Genomic DNA, 18,561 nt, shown 5'->3' with positions numbered 1-18,561 from the left:
GACGCGTGGCAGTGGCACGAGCACTGGTGATCGGTCTCGATCCCGCCAAGATCCACGGCTGGGACCCGGAGCCGGTCCAGGCGGCGATAGCACGCGGTCAGGCCCGTTTCGACGATCATGATATCGAGGCCGACTGGTGCTTGGTGGCACTCGACGAGAACCCCGAAGGAAAGATCGTGGAGGCGCTGACCCGCAAAGACTACGCCTGTGTGGTGATCGGGGGCGGCATCCGTAAGCACGAGCCGTTGCTCGAATTCTTCGAGAAGGTGGTCAACCTGGTCCGGCAGCACGCGCCCGACGCAGCCATCGCCTTCAACAGCAGCCCCGAGGACTGCGCCGACGCAGCCCTGCGGTGGCTCCGCTAGCCTGCCCAGCAGGGCAGGTGCCTTGGCCAGGGCTCTTCACAGCCGGCCGACGAGCGGTTGACATGACCTCCACGTGGCACGGGCATATCCCCGCCGTGCCACGGCTGGCGAGACAGCTCAGGATGACACTGTTCATTCTCCACACCTCGCCAACCGAGCTCCGCGCAAAGGCGACCGAGCACCTCGGCAACGAACAGGCTTCGATCCCCGGCTAGTACTTGCGGCAGTCGTGCTTGGCCAGAACCAGGCTCATCCCGGCGACCTTGTCCTTGAGCGACACGTAGAAGAGGTAGCGCGCCTTCTTGTTGCCCGGCACGTCGGCGGTTGGATATCCGCCCGGGCCGCGCCGCAGATTGGGGTAGGCGGCCTTCAACTGGGCCCTGGTGGAGCCGATGCCGATGCCCTGCGGCGTCTTGAGGCCGGCGGGAGCGACGATCATGGCCAGGCCGTACCTCTTGGAGATGTACATCCCTACCCGGTAGTTGGGGTACGGGTTCTCCTTCAGGTCCCAGCCCGTGCATCCGGCGTGGTCCCCGACTGGTTTGCGGGCGATTCTCCCGGTCGCTTTGGCTTTGGTGGCGGCCATGCCGAGTTTCAGGTTGCCGTAGCCGTACGGCCCGAGCGTCGCCCTCTGGGCGGCGTGCGCCGCCGGTGCGGCGACGGCGGGCACGACACCGCCGGCCAGCGCTACCACCAGTGCCGAGCGGCCCATCCGTAGGGCGGTCGTTCGGTTCATAGTGCTTCCTCCTTGATCATTGACTTGATCACTTTAGTCATGGTTCGGATTGGGTGTTCGGGGTTCGCAGGGGTTGCAGGCACGCCTCGCCGAACGGGAACCGCGTCAGGGGCGGGCGATCCGCCAGCAGGGGCGGGCGCGCGAAACGCCTGGTCGCGGCATGACCCGTGGTAGATGCACGGCTGCCTCACCATCAACCCGGTCGTGAAGCTGTTCGGTCCGAAGCGGTACTCCTGCGCGACGGCGAACAGGGCCGGCACTCGGCTGGGTCGCGATGCCCGAAGATGACACCCACCAGATACGGCTCACCCTCCAGCGGCAACGGGCGGGTGAGCCCTCACGCGGGCGAAGCGAGCGTGCAGTGGGCGTGCGGTAAGCCCCGAACGGAGTCATCCCGGCCACGTCGAACACCAGCGACCGGATCACCGGCTCGGCCGCGAAGGTGCCCGATGAGGCCGTCGAAACCCGCTCCTCGGACGTACCGGCATACGCTCTGATCGTCTGCAAGCCTCGGCGAGGGCCGCATTCGGTACGGAAAACCGGCCCGAGGATCTCAAGAGTTGATGCGCCGGATCGAACACACGCGGCTGCACGGGCTGCCACGCGCCATCCGCAACCCGAAGGAGCACGACGGCCTGTTGACCAAGCCTCCTCAGTCCGAGGCCCGAGAGCGGGATCCCACGCCGAGCGCGGCCAGCGCCCGCTCCAGTTCCCCGGTCTGGCCGAGGGCCGCCCGCAGTCCGTCGACCTCCCCGTCCGCGAACGTCACCTCGTAGTCGTCGGTGAGGCCGCCGCTGTCGAAGTGCGCCTTGCGCGTGAGGCGCATCGCCGGCCCGTGGCCCGCCGCCAGCTCCCGCACCAATCTCGACCGGTACGGCCTCATGTGCGGGACGACGACCCGCAGCAGAGCACCGGCACGAATCCTGTGGCCAGGGCGAACACCACGAACATAACGATCATCGCAACCTCGCCCCGGGCTGCCGAGCGGATGCCGCCCGTCACGGCGACGGCCGTCAGGAACCCGAACAGGACCACATGCACGCCCACCCGTAGGCCCGCCCGTACGTACGCGTCGCGCACCACCTTCAGCGGGCCGGACCCGGCCAGGTCGAGGAGGGGCTCACGGGAGTCAGGCACCGGCTGGCCATGGCGTCAGGATAGGAACCGGGAACACCGCTCGACCATGTCTGCGGCCGCTACGCCCCTGTGGAAGGTGAAGGACAATCACCTGACTGGCGAAGACATCGGCAGCGGCGCGCTTCCTATGGCCAAGCCGATCAGAAGCGCTCCGACCGTCCAGTAGGCCGGCCCCCGCCCCTGGCCGGCGGCGACATCGAGCACGGCGAACAGTGAGACGGTTACGACGGCCAGCCATGCCGGCCGACCGAGCACGTGGTGCCGTCGATTCCATGCCCAGACGCCGCGAAGGGCTCTGCGGCACCGGACGTGGTTTTCGCCATGCGGGGGGCGGAGCGACCCGTACCTGCTGAGGGCGATGACGAGCTCTTCGAAGCCGTGATCATGGCGGCCACATGATCGCTGCCAAGCCTGTCCCACGGGCCCGCACAGCGGTCGATCTTGATATGGGGAATCCTCCGCCCATCCCGTTCAGCGGGGCTAAGATCATGACCGGAGGCATCCAGGTGCCTGGTGGCTCTCCCGGTCTTCAAAACCGACGGCGCCGGGAACCTCGGCGCGGCGGGTTCGATTCCCGTCCGCCTCCGCCAGATCACACCCCCTGGAGCATCGTGAGCATCGACGCACTGCTGGCTCGAACGCGTGCCGGGCTACGTCGCCTGCTGCCTGCCGAAGCCTGGGCCGCGGCGAGCCGCCCCGATGCGTTCATTGCGGACACGCGACCGGAGTTTCAGCGTCGACGCGACGGCGAAGTGCCCGGCGCCATCGTGATCGAACGCAACCAACTGGAGTGGCGGCTCGACCCGCTCTGCGACGCGCGGATTCCCGAGGCCACGTCTGCGGACATCCAGTGGATCGTCCTGTGCGACGAGGGTTACTCCTCCAGCCTCGCCGCCTCGTCACTCAGACAGATCGGGCTGGCGAACGCCACCGACGTGATCGGCGGTTTCCAGGCATGGATGACGGCCGGACTCCAGGTCATCCGCCCAGCGACCCCCACCCGCCCGCGAGGTCCCGGCGAACACGCCCGTGACGAGGATCGGCCGGCAAGCCGTTTCGTGACACCCTAGGACGGCGCGGCGTCCAGGTGGGTGCGCGCGGTCTCGGCGAACAATTGGAGCTGCGTGTCAGAGGCGGTGCCGCCGACCACGATGAACCTGTCCTTCGACATCGCCGCCACCTCCACCTCGCCATTGTGGCGCGCGACGTTCTTGGGCCCGCCCACCGAGTCGACACTGCCGACCGCGCCGCATTCGGCGTAGAAGGACTTGAACGCGTTCATGGCGTCCACCCCGCTCACCACGACCTGCGTCGCCGTGGTCCCGTCCGTCGCCTTGAAGGATCGCCACTGTGTCGCGGCCTCCATCGGCGCGATGACCGGTTTCCCGCAGGGCACCAGGCCCGCGTCCAGGTCGCGCCACGTCCCGTGCGAGGTGCCCGTGACCGTCCACGTGCGGCCGTCCTGCAGCTGGCCGGGCTCCAGGAGGAGCGAGGGGGGATCATCGGCCTTCTCCGCCGTTGCCGTGCCACAAGCGGCGCAGAGCAGGACGATGAGCGTCACGATCGTACGGTTCATGTGTGATCCTCCCGGGGTTCGTCACCTTGATTACTGCCCGTGGGCCGCGGAGGTTCCCTGAAGATCGGCCAATGTGCCGGCGACGATCAGGAACCCTGCCGTGAAGGCGGCCAGCCCGCAGGCGAGCAGCCGGGCACTCGTCTCAGCCGGTACGGGTGGCCATCCGGCGACCAGCGGTGCCGTCGCCAGGGCCAGCAGCACGGCACGGCCGACCTTCACAGCCGAGGCAGGGCTGGTCTCGTCCAGGCATCCGCACGGCACCTTGCCCCTGCGCCGCAGCAGCACAGCCAGGTAGACGGCCAGCGCCAGATACCAGAGCGCCACGGCCGCGGCGGCGAACCGCAACAACCGGGTCTCTGCGATCAGCCAGCAGGCCAGCACGGCGGCCCCGGCCAGGCCCTCGGCGGGGCCGGCCAGCGGCGCGAGCCGTACCAGGCGGGCAGGGAGCAGGTCGTGTGCTTTGATCGCCGCCGTCAGGTCGCCGCGGCGCACCGCGGCGACCACCAGCAGCACGGCGCCCGCCAGGGCGAAGCAGGCCGGCAGCATGTCGAAGACGGTCATCTATCTCCACAGGAGCGCGAGCGACAGCAGGAACCCGATGGCGCACAGACGCCCCACCCATACCGTCGAGGCCAGCAACTTCGTGTCCCAGCGACGCGGGTCGCCGCTGAGCGCGCGGGAGAGCGGCATGAGCGCCCTGCCCACGCCGAAGCCGAGCCCGGCCAGCAGACCCGGTCCCAGTCCTCCGGCCAGCACGATGATCAGGACGAGCGACTGGGGCAGCGCGGTCGGAGTGAAGGTACGCACACCCGTGCCCATCTCGAAGCCGAACTGCAGCGGCCCGGAGAAGTCGGCGCGAGGAATGACGTCCTGCGGCACGAGCCGGCGATTCTGCGGCAGCGACAGCGGCCGTCCGGCCAGTTCGAAGACCATGATGACGGCGATGGCCGGGGCGAGCACCCACAACCGCACCGTTTCCGGGATGATCGAGGCCAGCCCTCCGAGTGCCCCCGCGACGAGCCCGGCCAGCAGCAAAGCCGGGCAGGCGTGCAGCCGGGCAAGACACACGACCTGAGCGTGGCCCCTCCAAGGGCCCCGTACGGCCGACACGGCGATTACCGCGTCATCCAGCACCTTGTTGGCGGGCATATCCCTGAGCGTGCCGCACTTTCAGTGGTCAGTGCCGGCGTCGATGAACTCGCAGGTGCCGGTGTCGCCTTTCCCACTGGGCACGGCGGTGGAGGACCCGGCACCGCGGTGAGGGCGGGCACGCCTCCGCGCGTTCTCCTGATCGCCACCCCGCCATGCAGACGTGCACACGATCACCCTGGCCGGCGACACACGCGCCGCCCGGCTCGGCGATCTTCCGCCGCTGCTTTACGCTGGCCCGGGAACGTCCGCAAGGCAGCAGGAAGGAGGCGTACCGCCGTGCAGCAGCCCGGCCCAGAGGCCCACCCCGCCGCCTCCTTAGACGCAGTCCTCGAGCGCATCACCTACGCCAACGAGGAGACCGGCTACACCATCGCCCGCGTGGCCACCGAACGCACCGGCGCCGACCTGCTCACCGTCGTCGGCCCGCTGCTCGGCGCCCAGGTCGGTGAGTCGCTGCGGCTGCGCGGCCGCTGGACCTCCCACCCCCGCTACGGCCGCCAGTTCGAGGTGTGGTCCTACACCACCGTGCTGCCGGCGACCGTCCAGGGCATCCGCCGCTACCTCGGCTCCGGCCTGATCAAGGGCATCGGCCCCAAGATGGCCGAGCGGATCGTCGATCACTTCGGCACCGACACCCTCGAGGTCATCGAAAACCAGCCCGAACGCCTCGTCGAAGTCCCCGGCCTGGGCCCCAAGCGGACGAAGATGATCGCCGCCGCCTGGGAGGAGCAGAAGATCATCAAAGAGGTGATGATCTTCCTGCAGGGGGTCGGCGTGTCGACCTCCATCGCGGTGCGCATCTTCAAGCAGTACGGCGAGTCGTCCATCTCCGTCGTCAGGAACCAGCCGTACAAACTCGCCGACGAGGTGTGGGGGATCGGCTTCAAGACCGCCGACACCATCGCCCAGGCCGTCGGCATCCCCCACGACAGCCCCGAACGCGTCAAGGCCGGCCTGCGCTACACCTTGTCGCAGGCCGCCGACGACGGCCACTGCTACCTGCCGGCCCCCAATCTCACCGCCGACGCCGTCAAGATCCTCGACGTGCCCGCCGACCTCGTGACCGCCTGCCTGGAACAGCTCGTCGCCGACGAAGGAGTCGTCCGCGAGAGCGTCCCGGCCGGCGACAACGTCGTGCCCGCCGTCTACCTGCCGCCCTTCCACCGCGCCGAGCAGTCCCTCGCCTCCGGCCTGCTCACCCTCCTGCGCGGCGGACACGACCGGCTCAAGGCCTTCGCCGACGTCGACTGGGCCAGGGCCGAGAGCTGGCTGCACGGACAGACCGGCGCCGAGCTCGCCCCCGAGCAGCGCCAGGCCGTCCGCCTGGCCCTCACCGAGAAGGTCGCCGTCCTGACCGGCGGCCCCGGCTGCGGCAAGAGCTTCACCGTCCGCTCCATCGTGCTGCTGGCCCGGGCCAAACGTGCCAAGGTCATCCTGGCCGCCCCCACCGGGCGCGCCGCCAAGCGCCTGGCCGAGCTGACCGGTCACGAGGCCACCACCGTCCACCGGCTGCTGCAGCTGCGGCCCGGCGGCGAGGCCACCTTCGACCGCGACAACCCCCTCGACGCCGACCTCGTCGTCGTCGACGAGGCCTCCATGCTCGACCTGCTACTGGCCAACAAGCTCGTCAAGGCCGTCGCCCCCGGCGCCCACCTGCTGTTCGTCGGCGACGTCGACCAGCTGCCCTCCGTCGGCGCCGGCGAGGTGCTCAAAGACCTGCTCGCCGCCGACGACATCCCGCGCGTCCGCCTCACGCAGATCTTCCGCCAGGCCTCGCAGTCCGGCGTCGTCGTCAACGCCCACCGCGTCAACACCGGCCGCCACCCCGTCCTGGAAGGGATGAAAGACTTCTTCCTGTTCCCCTGCGAGGAACCCGAGGAGATCGCCGCCCTGACCGTCGACGTCGTGGCCCGCCGCATCCCCGCCCGCTTCCGCCTCGACCCGCGCCGCGACGTGCAGGTCCTGGCCCCCATGCACCGCGGCGCCGCCGGCGCCGGGGCCCTCAACGCCGCCCTGCAGGAAGCCCTCACCCCCGCCCGGGAGGGCATGCCCGAACGCCGTTACGGCGGCCGCGTCTTCCGCGTCGGCGACAAGGTCACCCAGCTGCGCAACAACTACGACAAGGGCGCGGCCGGGGTGTTCAACGGCACCGTCGGCATCGTCACCGACATCCGGCCCGACGAGCACAAGCTCACCGTCCTCACCGACGAGGACGAATCGGTCGACTACGCCTTCGACGAGCTCGACGAGCTCGCGCACGCCTACGCGGTGTCCATCCACCGCTCCCAGGGCAGCGAATACCCCGCCGTCGTCATCCCCCTGGCCACGAGCGCCTGGATGATGCTGCAGCGCAACCTCCTCTACACCGCCATCACCCGGGCCAAGAAGCTCGTGGTGATCGTCGGCTCGCGCCGGGCGCTGGCCCAGGCCGTACGCACCAAGGGCGCCGGACGGCGGCACACCGGTCTCACGCACCGTCTCACAGCGCGTTGACCTGCCTTGACCAGGCAGAAGTGACCTAAATGTGACCGAACTCTCCTAAATGATTCCTCGTCTTACATGCAGGAGCATTAAGGTTTTTGAGGTGCTTTTGAGTGCCATGGGGGAGAGGACAACGTTGAACATCGCGCCTGCTTGGAGGAGACCGGCCGCCTCGGTCGCGCTGCTGGCCGCGGCCGCCCTGACCGCCTCATGCTCGAGCCCCGGCGGCACCGCCCAAGACCCTGGCGCACCCGACGTCACCACCACGGCCACCCCCCAGGCTCCCACCATCACGATCACCCCCGCCGAGGGCAGCGCCAAGGTCAACCCCGACAAGCGCGTCACCGTCACCGCCGCCGGCGGCGCCCTCGAGGACGTCACCGTGACCGCCGGCGACGAACAGATCGACGGCCGCTTCAACGCCGACAAGACCAAATGGGTCTCCAAGACCCCGCTCAAGCCCTCCACCGACTACACCGTCACCGCCAAGGCCGGCGCCGCGACCGCCACCAGCACCTTCACCACGGTCAAGCCCGAGCGGTCCCTGCAGGTCATCGACGTGACGCCCAACGCCAAGGGGGAGAAGGTCGGCGTCGGCGCGCCCATCATCGTCACCTTCAACCAGCCCGTCGACAACAAGGCCACCATCGAACGCGCCCTCGAGGTCGACGCCGAAAAACCCGTCGAGGGCGCCTGGCGCTGGATCGACGACACCAAGGTCATCTACCGCACGGCGAAATACTGGCCAGCCCACCAGAAGGTGAAGTTCAACGCCCGCATCACCGGCGTCAAGGGCGGCAAGGGCATGTACGGCACCAAGGACTACGCCGCCACCCTCACTATCGGCGCCAAGCAGATCAGCAAGGTCGACACCCGCACCAAGCGCATGTACGTCTACAAAGACGGCAAGCGTGTCCAGACCATGCGCATCAGCGCCGGCATGGCCACCACCCGCGAATACACCACCACCTCCGGCGTCCACCTCACCATGGAACGCGGCAATCCCGTCCGCATGATCTCGCCCGGCCGCAAGAAGGGCGACCCCGGCTACTACGACGTCATGATCAACCACGCCGTGCGCATCTCCAACTCCGGCGAGTACGTCCACGCCAAGGACAACGTCTGGGCCCAGGGCGTGCGCAACGTCAGCCACGGCTGCATCAACGCCCGTCCCGACCAGGCCAAATGGTTCTACGACAACGTCCAGCGCGGCGACGTCGTCGAAATCGTCGGCACCGACCGCGAACTCGAGTGGAACAACGGCTGGGGCTTCTGGCAGATGTCGTTCAAGGAGTGGAAGAAGGGCAGCGCCCTCAAGCGCAAGGCCTGATCCTCACCTCGCCCCCGGCCGCCCCGCCGCCGGGGAGCGGCTGCTCCTCCGCGGCACGACCGCGAGCGCCGCACAGGCCCTCTAAAGTGATCAGCGTGCAGATCCGCGAAGGAACCCCCGACGACGTCCCCGCCGTCCTGGCCATGTTCGACAGCGCCGTCGCCTGGCTGACCGCCCAAGGACGCACCGGCCAATGGGGCACCCGGCCCTTCACCGGCGACCCCCGCCGCACCCAGCAGGTCACCCAGTGGGCGACCGGAGGCGGCATGCGCATCGCCGAACGCGACGACGCCCCCGCAGGCTGCATCGCCGTGGGCCCCGCCCACGACTACGTCACCCCCGCCACCGAACCCGAACTCTACGTCCAGGCGCTCGTCATCGACCGCCGCCACGCCGGCCACGCGGTGGGCCGCACCCTCCTCGACTGGGCCGCCGGCGAAGCCCGCGCCCGCGGCGTGCGCCTGCTGCGCGTCGACTGCTACGCCGGCGACGACGGGCGCCTCGTCGCCTACTACGAAAGCTGCGGCTTCACCCGCGCCCAGCCCTTCACCGTGGGGGAGTGGCCCGGCATGGTCCTGTACCGCCGCCTGTGACCCCGCCCCGCCCCCGCTTCGCGTCGCCGGGTCGCCGGGTCGCTTCGGGGTAGGCCTTCGTCGCCTACGGCCGCCTCGACAAACGGCCGCCTCGACAAGACGCCGCGCCTGCTGAACGTGCCGGACCGATGGACAGCGCAGCCTGGGAAGGCACCTGTCCGTCCAGGAGTCCCCGCGCCGCACGGCCCGCAGGATTCGCGTTGTCCGCCGGCGGTATTCAGGGCGGTCCGAGCACGTCCGGGCTGACCAGGGCGCGGGCGGCGGCGGCGAAATAGTCCCCGGGGGCGGCGGCGAGGCCGAGGATGACGCCCTGGCTGAGGCCGGCCAGCAGCGCGCGCAGCGCCGTGGACAGGCGTTGCGCCTGCCGTGGGGTGACGGCTGCCCCGTTGTGGAGTCTGCCGGACAGCAGCGCGGTCAGGCGTTCCTCGTGGGCGCGGACGGATGCGGCGAGTTTGGGCGCCAGTTCGGGGTCGCGCAGCGCCAGGTCCTGCAGGCTGATCTCGAACGACAGGTGGCGCAGCGCGTCGGGGTCGTCGCACAGGCGGCGGTAGTGGCGGGCGAAGACCTCCACCGCCTCGATGAGACCCATCCCGGCGGGGACGGCCTGCTCGATGCCGTCGTAGTGCGGGGTGAGGTAGTCGGTGACCAGGGCGATGAGCAGGCCGTTCTTGCTGCCGAACAGCGAGTAGACAGCACCCGTGGTCAGCCCGGACTGTTCGGCGATCTCCTCCAGCTTGGCCCGGTGGCCGTCACGGGCGACGATCAGGCGCGCGGCGTCCAGCAGGGCCCGCCGGTTGCGCTGCTTGGCCTCGGCCCTTGTCATTCGCATAATCTCATTATTACCGTAATCTCATTATGAATGTTGCCGCGTACATGAACCGCGTCCCCCGCCATGCCGCGTTCCCGTCCGTCGACGCGCTCCAGGCCGAGCTGGAGGAGCTGGCTGCCGCCCATCCCGACCTGGTACGGCTGCGCCGCGTCGGCGTCTCGCGCCTGGGCGAGCCGCTGCACGCCGCGACCGTCGGCGACGGGCCCGCGGACGCGGTGGTCATCGCCGGGCCGCATCCCAACGAGCCGGTCGGGGGCTTGACCGCCATCGCCTTGATCAAGCTGCTCTGCGGGGACCCGGAACTGCGGGCGGAGCTGGGTTTTCGCTGGCACGTCGTGACGTGTGCGGATCCGGACGGCGCCAGGCTGAACGAGGGCTGGTACGCCACGCCGGGCGACCGCCGCGCCTACGCCCGGCACTTCTACCGCCCCGACCTGGCCGACCAGGTCGAGTGGACGTTCCCGCTGACCGGCGCCGGCTACTCCTTCGACCGCCCGCTGCCGGAGACACAGGCGCTGATGCGCCTCATGGACGAGGTACGCCCGTCGCTGGTCTGCTCCCTGCACAACGGCGAGTACCAGGGCGCCTTCTTCTACCTCAACCGCCCCGATGCGACGCTGGCCGAGCGACTCGCCGAACTGCCAGGCAGGGAAGGACTCCCGCTGCACCACGGCGAGCCGGAGCTGCCCGGCGCCGAGGCGATCGTCCCCGCCGTCTACCTGACCCCGCCCGGGGCGCAGGTGGGCAAGGTCTTCGGCGCCGGCGCCAGCAGCGCCGACTACGCGGCCCGCTTCGGCGCGCTCCACCTGGTCACCGAGGTGCCGGCCTGGGCCGACGAACGCGTGGCCGACAAGAGCCCCTGCGGCCGCACCTACGGGCAGGTCCTCGCCGAGGGTGCGGCGGCCCGGCGCGAGCTGATCGACACGATGACGGCGGGTATGCGGGCCGTCGCGGGCGACCTGAGCGTGCGCTCACCCTTCCGCCGCTCGACCGAGGGCACCCTGGAGACCTTCCGCAGACTCGGCGAACGGGAAGAAGCCGTGCCCGATCCCGACCGCCCGGCCACGGTCGCCGAGGAGTTCGGCAACCGCCAAAACGTCCACATGATGCGGCTGCGCCTGCTCGGGACCTTCCTGCGCATGCTCGACGCGGAGATCGCCGCAGGCAACCCGGCAGCGGCCATCCGCGAGCAGCGCCTTCTGCTCACCGAACGATTCGAGGCGTGGTGCGGCCAGGCCGAGGCGGACTCTCCCGGCCCGCCGATCGAGCTGCGCAAGCTGGCCGCCGTCCAGCTGGTCGCCGTCCTGACCGCCGCTCACCACCACCGGACGGCACGATGATGAACGGGCCGGCGCGCCTGACGATCGGCGCCGGACCGCCGCTGACCGTCCTCCTCTTCACCCTCGAGGCGGCCGTCCCGGCAGAGCTGGGGCGCCGCCGCCCTCGCGAACCTCACCCCGGCCGCTCACCCCGCAGCAGCGGATGCGACCGCATCGCCACCTCCAGCTCGCCCGGCAGCTCGTCCCGATACCGGCCGAGCGTCGACAGGTCACTGTGCCCCAGCACCCGCCGCACCGCGTCCATGTCGACCGCGTCGGCCAGCAAATGCGTCGCCGTCGTATGCCGCAACCCATGCGGCGTCACCGACCGCCGCCGATCCGGATCCACCCGCGCCTGCACCCGGTCGATCACCGCCTGCACGTCACCCCGCGCCAGCCGCCGCCCCCGCCACGACAGCAGCAACGCCTTGCCCTCCGCCGGGTCCTCCACCGCCGGCCGGCCCTGCTCCAGATATGCCTCCAGCACCCGGGCCACGTCCTCCGGCAACGGCACGTCCCGCGTCCGCCCGCCCTTGCCGAAAATCCGCCAATACCGCACCCCGTCGTTGGTGAAGAAATCCTCCACGTTCGCCCGCACCAGCTCCGACACCCGCGGCCCGACCGTGGCCAGCAGCAACACGATCAGCCCGTCACGCAGCTCCGTGCGCTGATCCCGCCGCTTGGCCGGCGGCGACTCCGGCAGCGCCCGCGCCGCCCCGATCAGCCCCTGCGCCTGCTCCCGCGTCAGCGCCCGCCGATGCGGCCGCAGCCCGCCGCGCTCCTTGGCCGTCACCGTCGAAGCCGTCATCGGGTTGACCTGCACCCACCCCGCCAGCACCGCGTGCTTGAACAACGCCGAGACCGACCGCCGGAACCGCGCCTGCGACGACGGCGACTGACCTGCCCCCGAACCCCCCGAACCCCCAGACCCCCCCGACCCGCCGGAGCGGCCGCGCGCACCCGCCGACCGCCCATCCGGCTTACGCGCGAACGCCAGCAACACCGCATCGACGTCCTCGCCCGTCAGATCGTCCAGCACCACCTGCGCACCGGCCAGCTCCACCAGCGTCGCCACGTCCCGCGCATACACCTCGGCCGTGGACGGCGACAACGCCCCCGTCACCGTCTTGGCGCGCACCAGCTCCACATAGCGATCCGCCGCCTCCGCCACCGTCAACCGGTCAAGCTCCGCAGGCCGCACCGGCCAGCCCCCTTCCCGCCAGCCCAGGGACACGATCACCACGACCGTAACCCACGCCACCGACGAAAACGCCGGACTGGGACGCCACACGACCCCGCTCGACCCCGCGCGAGCGGCCACTGCGTTCGAGAGCTCCGCGGACGGGCCTCAGATGTCGCGGAACGTCTCGATCCGCGCCCCCAGCGCGTTCAACCGCTCCGCCAGATCCTCATAGCCCCGGTTGATCACATACACGTTCCGCAGCACCGACGTCCCCTCGGCCGCCATCATCGCCAGCAGCACCACCACCGCGGGCCGCAGCGCCGGAGGGCACATCATCTCCGCGCTACGCCACCGCGTCGGCCCCTCCACCAGCACCCGATGCGGATCCAGCAACTTCACCGACGCCCCCAGCCGCGTCAGCTCCGTCAGATAGATCGCCCGATTGTCGTACACCCAGTCATGAATCAACGTCGACCCCTGCGCCGACGCCGCGATCGCCGCGAAGAACGGCACATTGTCGATGTTCAGCCCCGGGAACGGCATCGGATGGATCTTGTCGATGGGGGAGACCAGCTTCGACGGCCGCACCGTCAGGTCCACCAGCCGCGTCCGCCCGTTCGCCGCCGCGTACTCCCGGCCCCGATCATGGTCGAGGCCCATCTCCTCGAGCACCGCCAGCTCGATCTCCAGGAACTCCACCGGCACCCGGCAGACCGTCAGCTCCGACGACGTCACCACCGCCGCCGCCAGCAGGCTCATCGCCTCCACCGGATCCTCAGAGGGGGAGTAGTCCACATCCCGCTCGATCAGCGGCAGCCCGTGCACCGTCAGGGTCGTCGTCCCGACGCCCTCCACCCGCACACCCAGCTGCTCCAGGAAGAAGCACAGGTCCTGGACCATGTAATTCGACGACGCGTTGCGGATCACGGTCACCCCGTCATGCCGGGCCGCCGCCAGCAACGCGTTCTCCGTCACCGTGTCGCCGCGCTCGGTCAGCACGATCGGCCGCGACGGCGACACCCCCCGGTCCACCCGCGCGTGATAGAAGCCGCCCGTCGCCGTGATGTCCAGCCCGAAGTGCTTCAACGCCGACATGTGCGGCTGCACCGTCCGCGTCCCCAGGTCGCAGCCGCCCGCGTACGGGATCTGGAACTGCTCCGTCCGATGCATCAGCGGCCCCAGGAACATGATCACGCTCCTGGTGCGCCGCGCCGCCTCGGTGTCCATCGCCTCCAGCTCCAACCGCGCCGGAGGCACGATCTCCAGATCGCTGCCCTCGTTGATCCACCGCGCCCGCACGCCGATCGAGGCCAGCACCTCCAGAATCCGGTACACCTCCTCGATCCGCGCCACCTTGCGCAAGATCGTCCGGCCGGAGTTCAGCAACGACGCGCACAACAACGCCACACACGCGTTCTTCGACGTCTTCACATCGATGCTGCCCGACAACCGGCGGCCGCCCACCACCCGCAGATGCATCGGCCCCGCGTACCCCAGCGACACGATCTCGCTGTCGAGCGCCTCACCGATCCGCGCGATCATCTCAAGACTGATGTTCTGATTGCCGCGCTCGATCCGGTTCACCGCGCTCTGCGACGTCGCCAACGCATCCGCCAGCTGCAGCTGCGTCCAACCCCGATGCTGCCGCGCATCCCGGATCAGCCGCCCGATCCGCACAAGATAATCGTCTGCCACAACAGCAGACCATATCTCACATATGAGATGCACCCGCGCCCGCAGAGCCCGACACGCCGGACAACTCCCGGTGCCGCGCCAGATGCGCCGGAGTCGCCGCCGCCCGCTCCTTGCGCACGAACGCCCGCCGCGCCGCCCGGAACCCGCTCCGGTCGTCGAACATGTCGCGGCTCATCTCCGCCAGCTCCTCCGCACGGTAGGCGTCCAACGGCTTGCGCCGCTCGTCGGCCTCCCGCGCCTGCCGCCGCGCCGCCAGCAGCCGATCGTAGGAGGCGTCCACCGCCAGCCGCTCAGCGTACTCCAGCACGCGCCGCTCGAACTCCAGCCGCGGCCCGCCCAGCATCTGATCGGCCAGCCCCAGCTCCACCGCCTCGGCCGCTCCCACCGGCAACGCCTCCTGCGTCAACCGCCACGCGTGCTCGGCCCCCACCCGCCGCGGCAGCACATACGTCCAGTACTCCGACCCGAACAACCCCATCGTCCGATAATGCGGGTTCAGCACCACCGCATCCCGCACGATCACCCGATCCGCCCCCAGCCCCATCATCACGCCGCCGGCGCCCGCGTTCCCCCCGATCGAGGTCACCACCAGCTGCCGCGTGCATCCCACGATCTCCCGGCACACCGCGTTGATCGCGTTGATGTTCATCCACGCTTCGAGCTCCGGATGACGCGCCGCCTCGATCACGTTCAGGTGAATGCCGTTGGAGAACACCTCCCCGCCGCGCACGACCAGCACCCGCGTGTCCTGCGCCACCGCGTACTTCAGCGCCGCCGCCAGCCGCCGGCACTGGTCGGTCGACATGGCCCCGTTGTAGAAGTCGAAACTGACCACTCCCACCGCGTCGCTGCGGTCGTAGGTGATCTCGCTGTACCCCGTCCGCTCGGGCACCCCCGCCACGCGGTCGCCCAGCGCCATCGCCGCCGGCAGCTTCACCGCGCCCTCACGCTCGACCCGCACGTGGCCGACCCACACCGTCCCGTCCCCGGTGTGCACGAGCACCGCGCCCTCACGGCGGCCCGCCACCCGGCCGGGCTCCCCGGCGAGTTCGGGACCCCGGTACACGTCGAACACCCGCACCGGCACGTCGCACAGCACCGTCCGCCCGCCCGGCGCCCCGTCGGCCGCCCGCACGCGGCGCACGATCTGGTCCGCGGGCTCCTCCCAGGCGAACTCCCGATCGGCATGCCGCATCGCCCGCCGCAACCGTCCCCGCACCTCGGGCGAGCCGTAATCCAGCGGCACCGGGCGGAACGACGGGTCCGCCGCCTTCTCCGCCACCTCCGCCACCAGCTCGACCGCCGCATCGGCGACCGGCCCGTTGTACAAGGCCGACTTCCGCGGCGCCCCTGATGAGTCGCCGGGCGGCATCGCGAACGTCCGATACCCCCAGATCGGGCCCGCGTCCATCTCCTCGACCGCCTGCAGCGCCGTCACGCCCCACTCCGGCTCCGCATCCGTGATCGCCCAGTCCAGCGACGACGGCCCCCGGTCCCCGGGCGGACCCGGATGGATGATCACCGTGCGGAACCCCCGCCACACCCGCGCCGGCACCCGCTCCTTCAGGAACGGGCAGATCACCAGATCCGGTTTGGCCAGCTCGGCCGCCTCCGCCATCACCTCTTCCGAGACCGCCAGCTCGACGCTCACGTCATGACCGGCCCGCCGCAACTCCAGCCACGCGCGCTGGGTCAGGCCGTTGAAGGAGGAGCAGAGCAGCAAGATACGCAACGCGAGACTTCTTTCCACAGCAGGGGAGACGACGACACGACCACGGGCCCGGGGGAGGGCACTAGCCCGCCGCGGCGGGCCGATCCCACCGGCCACCGCCATTTACGGCAGTCCCATAAGACCCATACATGCATGCATGCTGACACGAAACGCATACCACTGCTGACAGAACAGCGCAAAAACCCGCCCGGACTAGACCTAATTGACATGCTTTGCCCGAAAAATCCCTCCAAAGATTCCTCCGGCGCGGGGGAGCGGGGAGCAGCCCCATCGCCCGAAACCCGCCCCGTCACACACCCGCCGGCGAGGCCGGCGCCTCGCACGTCAGCCCTGCCTGACACCGGGTACACGGCGGGCCGATCACACGCGACCGGTGGCACGGCGCCACTCTCCGAAGGCCATTCGGGCGGTGAAGCTCCGCCGCCGCCGGGGCCGCGTGCCGCCCCAGGCAATCGGCGTCAGGCGGTCTGGAGGGGAATCGTGTCGAAGGGGTGGTCCTGCCGCGGGCGGCGGGAGGTCTCCCCGGGGTAGGCGGTGACGGACGGTGTCGTGCAGGTCCTCGGCGGACACGTCCAGGAACGCTTCGCAGCAGGCCCGCTCGCCGTCCTGGCCGGGGCCGAGGTGCCACAGCGCCTGTGCCGCCTGCTCCTCGGTGAGGGTGCCGGACAGGCTGCCGAAGAGGAAGAACGTGCGCCACTCGTCACGGTTACAGCCCATGATCAGCTCCACGTCCCGTCCCGCGCCGCGCGCCAGTCCCTCCCGGGGCGTGACCGGCAGCACCTCGCCGCCGACGACGGGACAGAACAAGGGGAGAGGGTCCGCGCGAAAGGAGCCCCAGCGGTCCTCGTACCGGCGCATCTTCGAAGCCGGCGCCTGGCCGGCCGCGGCGAGTTCCTCCGGATCCGCACCGGCACAGCTCCTCGGCCGTCGGGCGCAGGCCGGCCTCGGCGGCGATGGCGGTCGCGACGTCCCGGGCCAGGGCGTCGGACAGGAACGTACCGGGCAGGCTCTGTCCGACTCTGCGGCGTCGGCGCCGACGGCCGCTCGACCGACGTCTGCGACGGCCTGATCAGCCTCACCGGCGCCGACGAGCCCCGCGCCACCGCCACCACCCTCCGCACCGCCGACCGGCAGGTCTACCACGACCCGCAGCACCCGCCCGCCGTGATCCTCCCCGTCCGCCGGGGCTGACCCGCCACCAACCTCGCGCCCGCCGGGACGAGGGTTCAGCCATGCGCCTTTCCCGTTCGGGGAGTGTGCGGGAAGAGGTCGAATCGATTCGACTACAACATGGACGGCTCCCGGCGTACGCGTGGAGAGCCCGCGGACGCGTGCGACACGTCGCCTCATGTCCCGGCCATGCCGGTCTCCCCGAAGCCTGGGATATGCGCCCGGAGGGTCAGGCGCGTGGCCGGGCGGGCCCGGTGGTGCCGCGCAGCGAGATCGGCGGGGCGACCAGGAGGTGGCGGTGCGGGGTCTCCGGGTCGGCGATGCGCTGGATGAGCAGCTCGACGGCGTGGGCTCCCAGCTCGCCGGCGGGGACCGTCGGCGGCGGTGAGCGGCGGGTGCAGGATCTCGGCCCAGTGCTGGGCCGCGACGCCGGGATTCGCGGAGAACTTCGACGCCCGCACCGGGGAAGGGCTGGGCGACCGCGCCTACACCTGGACGGCCAGCGCCCACCTCATCCTCGCCCGCGGCCCACGAGCGGCGCAACAGGACCTGATCCCCTGGGCGCGGGACGGCCGCTGCGCACCGGTGGACGATGCGCCACGCCGCGGGGGCGGATGCGATGGGGCCGACGTCGACTCGCCGGCGCTCGCGCGCTCCAGCCGGGCGATGCACTAGGCCCCGTCTCCCGGGTTCTGCTCGTTGGTGGGGGAGAGCGTGGTGCTTGCCAGACATATCCTTTCCGATCAGTATTTTCCTGTGCAAGCACTCTGCACGTACATCAGGAAAGAAGTGCATATGCACGTGCATGATTCATGTCGGCACTTTGAGCGCATTTGTCAAGTTCGGTCAACACGACCTAAAAAGGAGAAAGGTGATGCAATCTCCTGTTTACAACGGCATGTCCGCTTCGGGGTTGAGTGGTGTCACCTGGCGCAAGAGCCGGCACAGCAACCCGAACGGCAGCTGCGTGGAGCTGGCAGACCTTCACAACGGCCAGATCGCCGTACGCAACTCGCGCCACCCGGACGGGCACGCGCTCATCTACACCCGCGGCGAGATCCGGGCGCTCATACTCGGCGCCAAAGACGGCGAGTTCGACGACCTGATCCTCTGATCGCGACCGCAAGCCCCCCGGACCGTTCTCATCCAACGGCCGGCGACTGAATCCCGCATCGGGGGAGGCGGGAACATGAGCAGTCCCCTTCCCAGGGACGGCGATTTCGTGCTGTCCGCAACCGGCGAACGATCACATCAACGATAATG

19 protein-coding genes and 1 tRNA gene are annotated in these 18,561 nt (G+C 70.1%); 9 read left to right on the top strand and 11 right to left on the bottom strand.

Annotation, left to right across the window (positions count from 1 at the left end):
* The first annotated feature begins 5 nt into the window (after window positions 1-5).
* The gene (locus ID574_RS51360) at window positions 6-365 is read left to right on the top strand and encodes a hypothetical protein (RefSeq protein ID WP_188196378.1); all 360 of its coding nucleotides are present in this window, start codon (window positions 6-8) and stop codon (window positions 363-365) included.
* Window positions 366-576: 211 nt separating this feature from the next.
* Here the strand turns inward: ID574_RS51360 and ID574_RS51355 are convergent, their stop codons facing one another.
* The 3 genes from ID574_RS51355 to ID574_RS51345 form a co-directional block, all read right to left on the bottom strand.
* A complete protein-coding gene (locus tag ID574_RS51355) occupies window positions 577-1,101 on the bottom strand; it encodes a hypothetical protein (RefSeq protein ID WP_188196377.1) in 525 nt (174 codons plus the stop codon).
* A gap of 652 nt (window positions 1,102-1,753) precedes the next feature.
* A complete protein-coding gene (locus ID574_RS51350) occupies window positions 1,754-1,984 on the bottom strand; it encodes a hypothetical protein (RefSeq protein ID WP_188196376.1) in 231 nt (76 codons plus the stop codon).
* The gene (locus ID574_RS51345) at window positions 1,981-2,238 is read right to left on the bottom strand and encodes a hypothetical protein (RefSeq protein ID WP_188196375.1); all 258 of its coding nucleotides are present in this window, start codon (window positions 2,236-2,238) and stop codon (window positions 1,981-1,983) included. Before ID574_RS51345 ends, ID574_RS51350 begins: the two co-directional genes overlap by 4 nt.
* A 494-nt stretch (window positions 2,239-2,732) precedes the next feature.
* Between ID574_RS51345 and ID574_RS51340 the strand changes: the two genes are divergently transcribed.
* Together ID574_RS51340 and ID574_RS51335 are read left to right on the top strand one after the other, a co-directional pair.
* Window positions 2,733-2,828 (top strand) — tRNA-Sec (locus ID574_RS51340).
* Window positions 2,829-2,849: 21 nt separating this feature from the next.
* Window positions 2,850-3,308, top strand: a complete 459-nt coding sequence (locus tag ID574_RS51335; RefSeq protein ID WP_223167949.1) for a rhodanese-like domain-containing protein — start codon at window positions 2,850-2,852, stop codon at window positions 3,306-3,308.
* Here ID574_RS51335 and ID574_RS51330 read toward each other — a convergent pair.
* The 3 genes from ID574_RS51330 to ID574_RS51320 are packed head-to-tail and all read right to left on the bottom strand — an operon-like array spanning window position 3,305 to window position 4,963.
* Window positions 3,305-3,814 carry a hypothetical protein gene (locus tag ID574_RS51330; RefSeq protein WP_188196374.1) on the bottom strand — a complete coding sequence of 170 codons (510 nt, stop codon included), beginning with the start codon at window positions 3,812-3,814 and terminating at the stop codon, window positions 3,305-3,307. The two genes, ID574_RS51335 and ID574_RS51330, sit on opposite strands and share 4 nt — an antisense overlap.
* Window positions 3,815-3,844: 30 nt before the next feature.
* Window positions 3,845-4,375: a MauE/DoxX family redox-associated membrane protein gene (locus tag ID574_RS51325; protein ID WP_188196373.1), complete on the bottom strand. Its 531-nt coding sequence runs from the start codon at window positions 4,373-4,375 to the stop codon at window positions 3,845-3,847.
* Window positions 4,376-4,963, bottom strand: coding sequence for a hypothetical protein (locus ID574_RS51320; protein ID WP_188196372.1), 588 nt, complete (start codon window positions 4,961-4,963; stop codon window positions 4,376-4,378).
* Between the two features lie 279 nt (window positions 4,964-5,242).
* Between ID574_RS51320 and recD2 the strand changes: the two genes are divergently transcribed.
* The 3 genes from recD2 (at window position 5,243) to ID574_RS51305 (ending at window position 9,370) form a co-directional block, all read left to right on the top strand.
* Complete coding sequence (recD2, locus tag ID574_RS51315) at window positions 5,243-7,459, top strand: SF1B family DNA helicase RecD2 (protein ID WP_188196371.1); 2,217 nt, start codon at window positions 5,243-5,245, stop codon at window positions 7,457-7,459.
* 106 nt (window positions 7,460-7,565) lie between these two features.
* Entirely contained in the window at window positions 7,566-8,777 is a 1,212-nt protein-coding gene (locus tag ID574_RS51310) for a L,D-transpeptidase (protein WP_223167948.1), read from the top strand.
* A gap of 95 nt (window positions 8,778-8,872) precedes the next feature.
* Window positions 8,873-9,370 (top strand): GNAT family N-acetyltransferase, encoded by a 498-nt coding sequence (locus ID574_RS51305; RefSeq protein ID WP_223167947.1) that lies wholly within the window; start codon window positions 8,873-8,875, stop codon window positions 9,368-9,370.
* A gap of 217 nt (window positions 9,371-9,587) precedes the next feature.
* Here the strand turns inward: ID574_RS51305 and ID574_RS51300 are convergent, their stop codons facing one another.
* Window positions 9,588-10,199, bottom strand: coding sequence for a TetR/AcrR family transcriptional regulator (locus tag ID574_RS51300; RefSeq protein ID WP_223167946.1), 612 nt, complete (start codon window positions 10,197-10,199; stop codon window positions 9,588-9,590).
* A 26-nt stretch (window positions 10,200-10,225) separates the two neighbouring features.
* On the opposite strand from ID574_RS51300, the gene ID574_RS51295 reads away from it, so the two are divergent.
* Window positions 10,226-11,539, top strand: a complete 1,314-nt coding sequence (locus ID574_RS51295) for a M14 family zinc carboxypeptidase (RefSeq protein ID WP_223167945.1) — start codon at window positions 10,226-10,228, stop codon at window positions 11,537-11,539.
* 112 nt (window positions 11,540-11,651) lie between these two features.
* On the opposite strand, the gene ID574_RS51290 is transcribed toward ID574_RS51295, so the two are convergent.
* The 4 genes from ID574_RS51290 to ID574_RS51275 form a co-directional block, all read right to left on the bottom strand.
* A complete protein-coding gene (locus tag ID574_RS51290; protein WP_188196405.1) occupies window positions 11,652-12,719 on the bottom strand; it encodes a tyrosine-type recombinase/integrase in 1,068 nt (355 codons plus the stop codon).
* A gap of 147 nt (window positions 12,720-12,866) precedes the next feature.
* Complete coding sequence (locus ID574_RS51285; RefSeq protein WP_188196369.1) at window positions 12,867-14,396, bottom strand: helix-turn-helix domain-containing protein; 1,530 nt, start codon at window positions 14,394-14,396, stop codon at window positions 12,867-12,869.
* 16 nt (window positions 14,397-14,412) lie between these two features.
* Entirely contained in the window at window positions 14,413-16,128 is a 1,716-nt protein-coding gene (locus tag ID574_RS51280) for an enoyl-CoA hydratase-related protein (protein WP_188196368.1), read from the bottom strand.
* Window positions 16,129-16,488: 360 nt separating this feature from the next.
* The gene (locus ID574_RS51275; protein ID WP_188196367.1) at window positions 16,489-16,935 is read right to left on the bottom strand and encodes a hypothetical protein; all 447 of its coding nucleotides are present in this window, start codon (window positions 16,933-16,935) and stop codon (window positions 16,489-16,491) included.
* A gap of 747 nt (window positions 16,936-17,682) precedes the next feature.
* Between ID574_RS51275 and ID574_RS51270 the strand changes: the two genes are divergently transcribed.
* Together ID574_RS51270 and ID574_RS51265 are read left to right on the top strand one after the other, a co-directional pair.
* A complete protein-coding gene (locus tag ID574_RS51270; protein ID WP_188196411.1) occupies window positions 17,683-17,973 on the top strand; it encodes a hypothetical protein in 291 nt (96 codons plus the stop codon).
* A gap of 199 nt (window positions 17,974-18,172) precedes the next feature.
* The gene (locus tag ID574_RS51265; protein WP_188196366.1) at window positions 18,173-18,412 is read left to right on the top strand and encodes a DUF397 domain-containing protein; all 240 of its coding nucleotides are present in this window, start codon (window positions 18,173-18,175) and stop codon (window positions 18,410-18,412) included.
* Window positions 18,413-18,561 lie beyond the last annotated feature (149 nt).

Source organism: Nonomuraea sp. SYSU D8015 (genome assembly GCF_008065375.1).
GTDB lineage: Bacteria > Actinomycetota > Actinomycetes > Streptosporangiales > Streptosporangiaceae > Nonomuraea.
This window is presented reverse-complemented; position numbering and strand designations above follow the sequence as displayed.

Coding starts and splice junctions, on each gene's coding strand:
- ID574_RS51300 (WP_223167946.1), bottom strand. CDS start 10,199: ATGCGAATGACAAGGGCCGAGGCCAAGCAGCGCAACCGGCGGGCCCTG.
- ID574_RS51295 (WP_223167945.1), top strand. CDS start 10,226: ATGAATGTTGCCGCGTACATGAACCGCGTCCCCCGCCATGCCGCGTTC.
- ID574_RS51325 (WP_188196373.1), bottom strand. CDS start 4,375: ATGACCGTCTTCGACATGCTGCCGGCCTGCTTCGCCCTGGCGGGCGCC.
- ID574_RS51350 (WP_188196376.1), bottom strand. CDS start 1,984: ATGAGGCCGTACCGGTCGAGATTGGTGCGGGAGCTGGCGGCGGGCCAC.
- ID574_RS51320 (WP_188196372.1), bottom strand. CDS start 4,963: ATGCCCGCCAACAAGGTGCTGGATGACGCGGTAATCGCCGTGTCGGCC.
- ID574_RS51330 (WP_188196374.1), bottom strand. CDS start 3,814: ATGAACCGTACGATCGTGACGCTCATCGTCCTGCTCTGCGCCGCTTGT.
- ID574_RS51310 (WP_223167948.1), top strand. CDS start 7,566: ATGGGGGAGAGGACAACGTTGAACATCGCGCCTGCTTGGAGGAGACCG.
- ID574_RS51355 (WP_188196377.1), bottom strand. CDS start 1,101: ATGAACCGAACGACCGCCCTACGGATGGGCCGCTCGGCACTGGTGGTA.
- ID574_RS51265 (WP_188196366.1), top strand. CDS start 18,173: ATGCAATCTCCTGTTTACAACGGCATGTCCGCTTCGGGGTTGAGTGGT.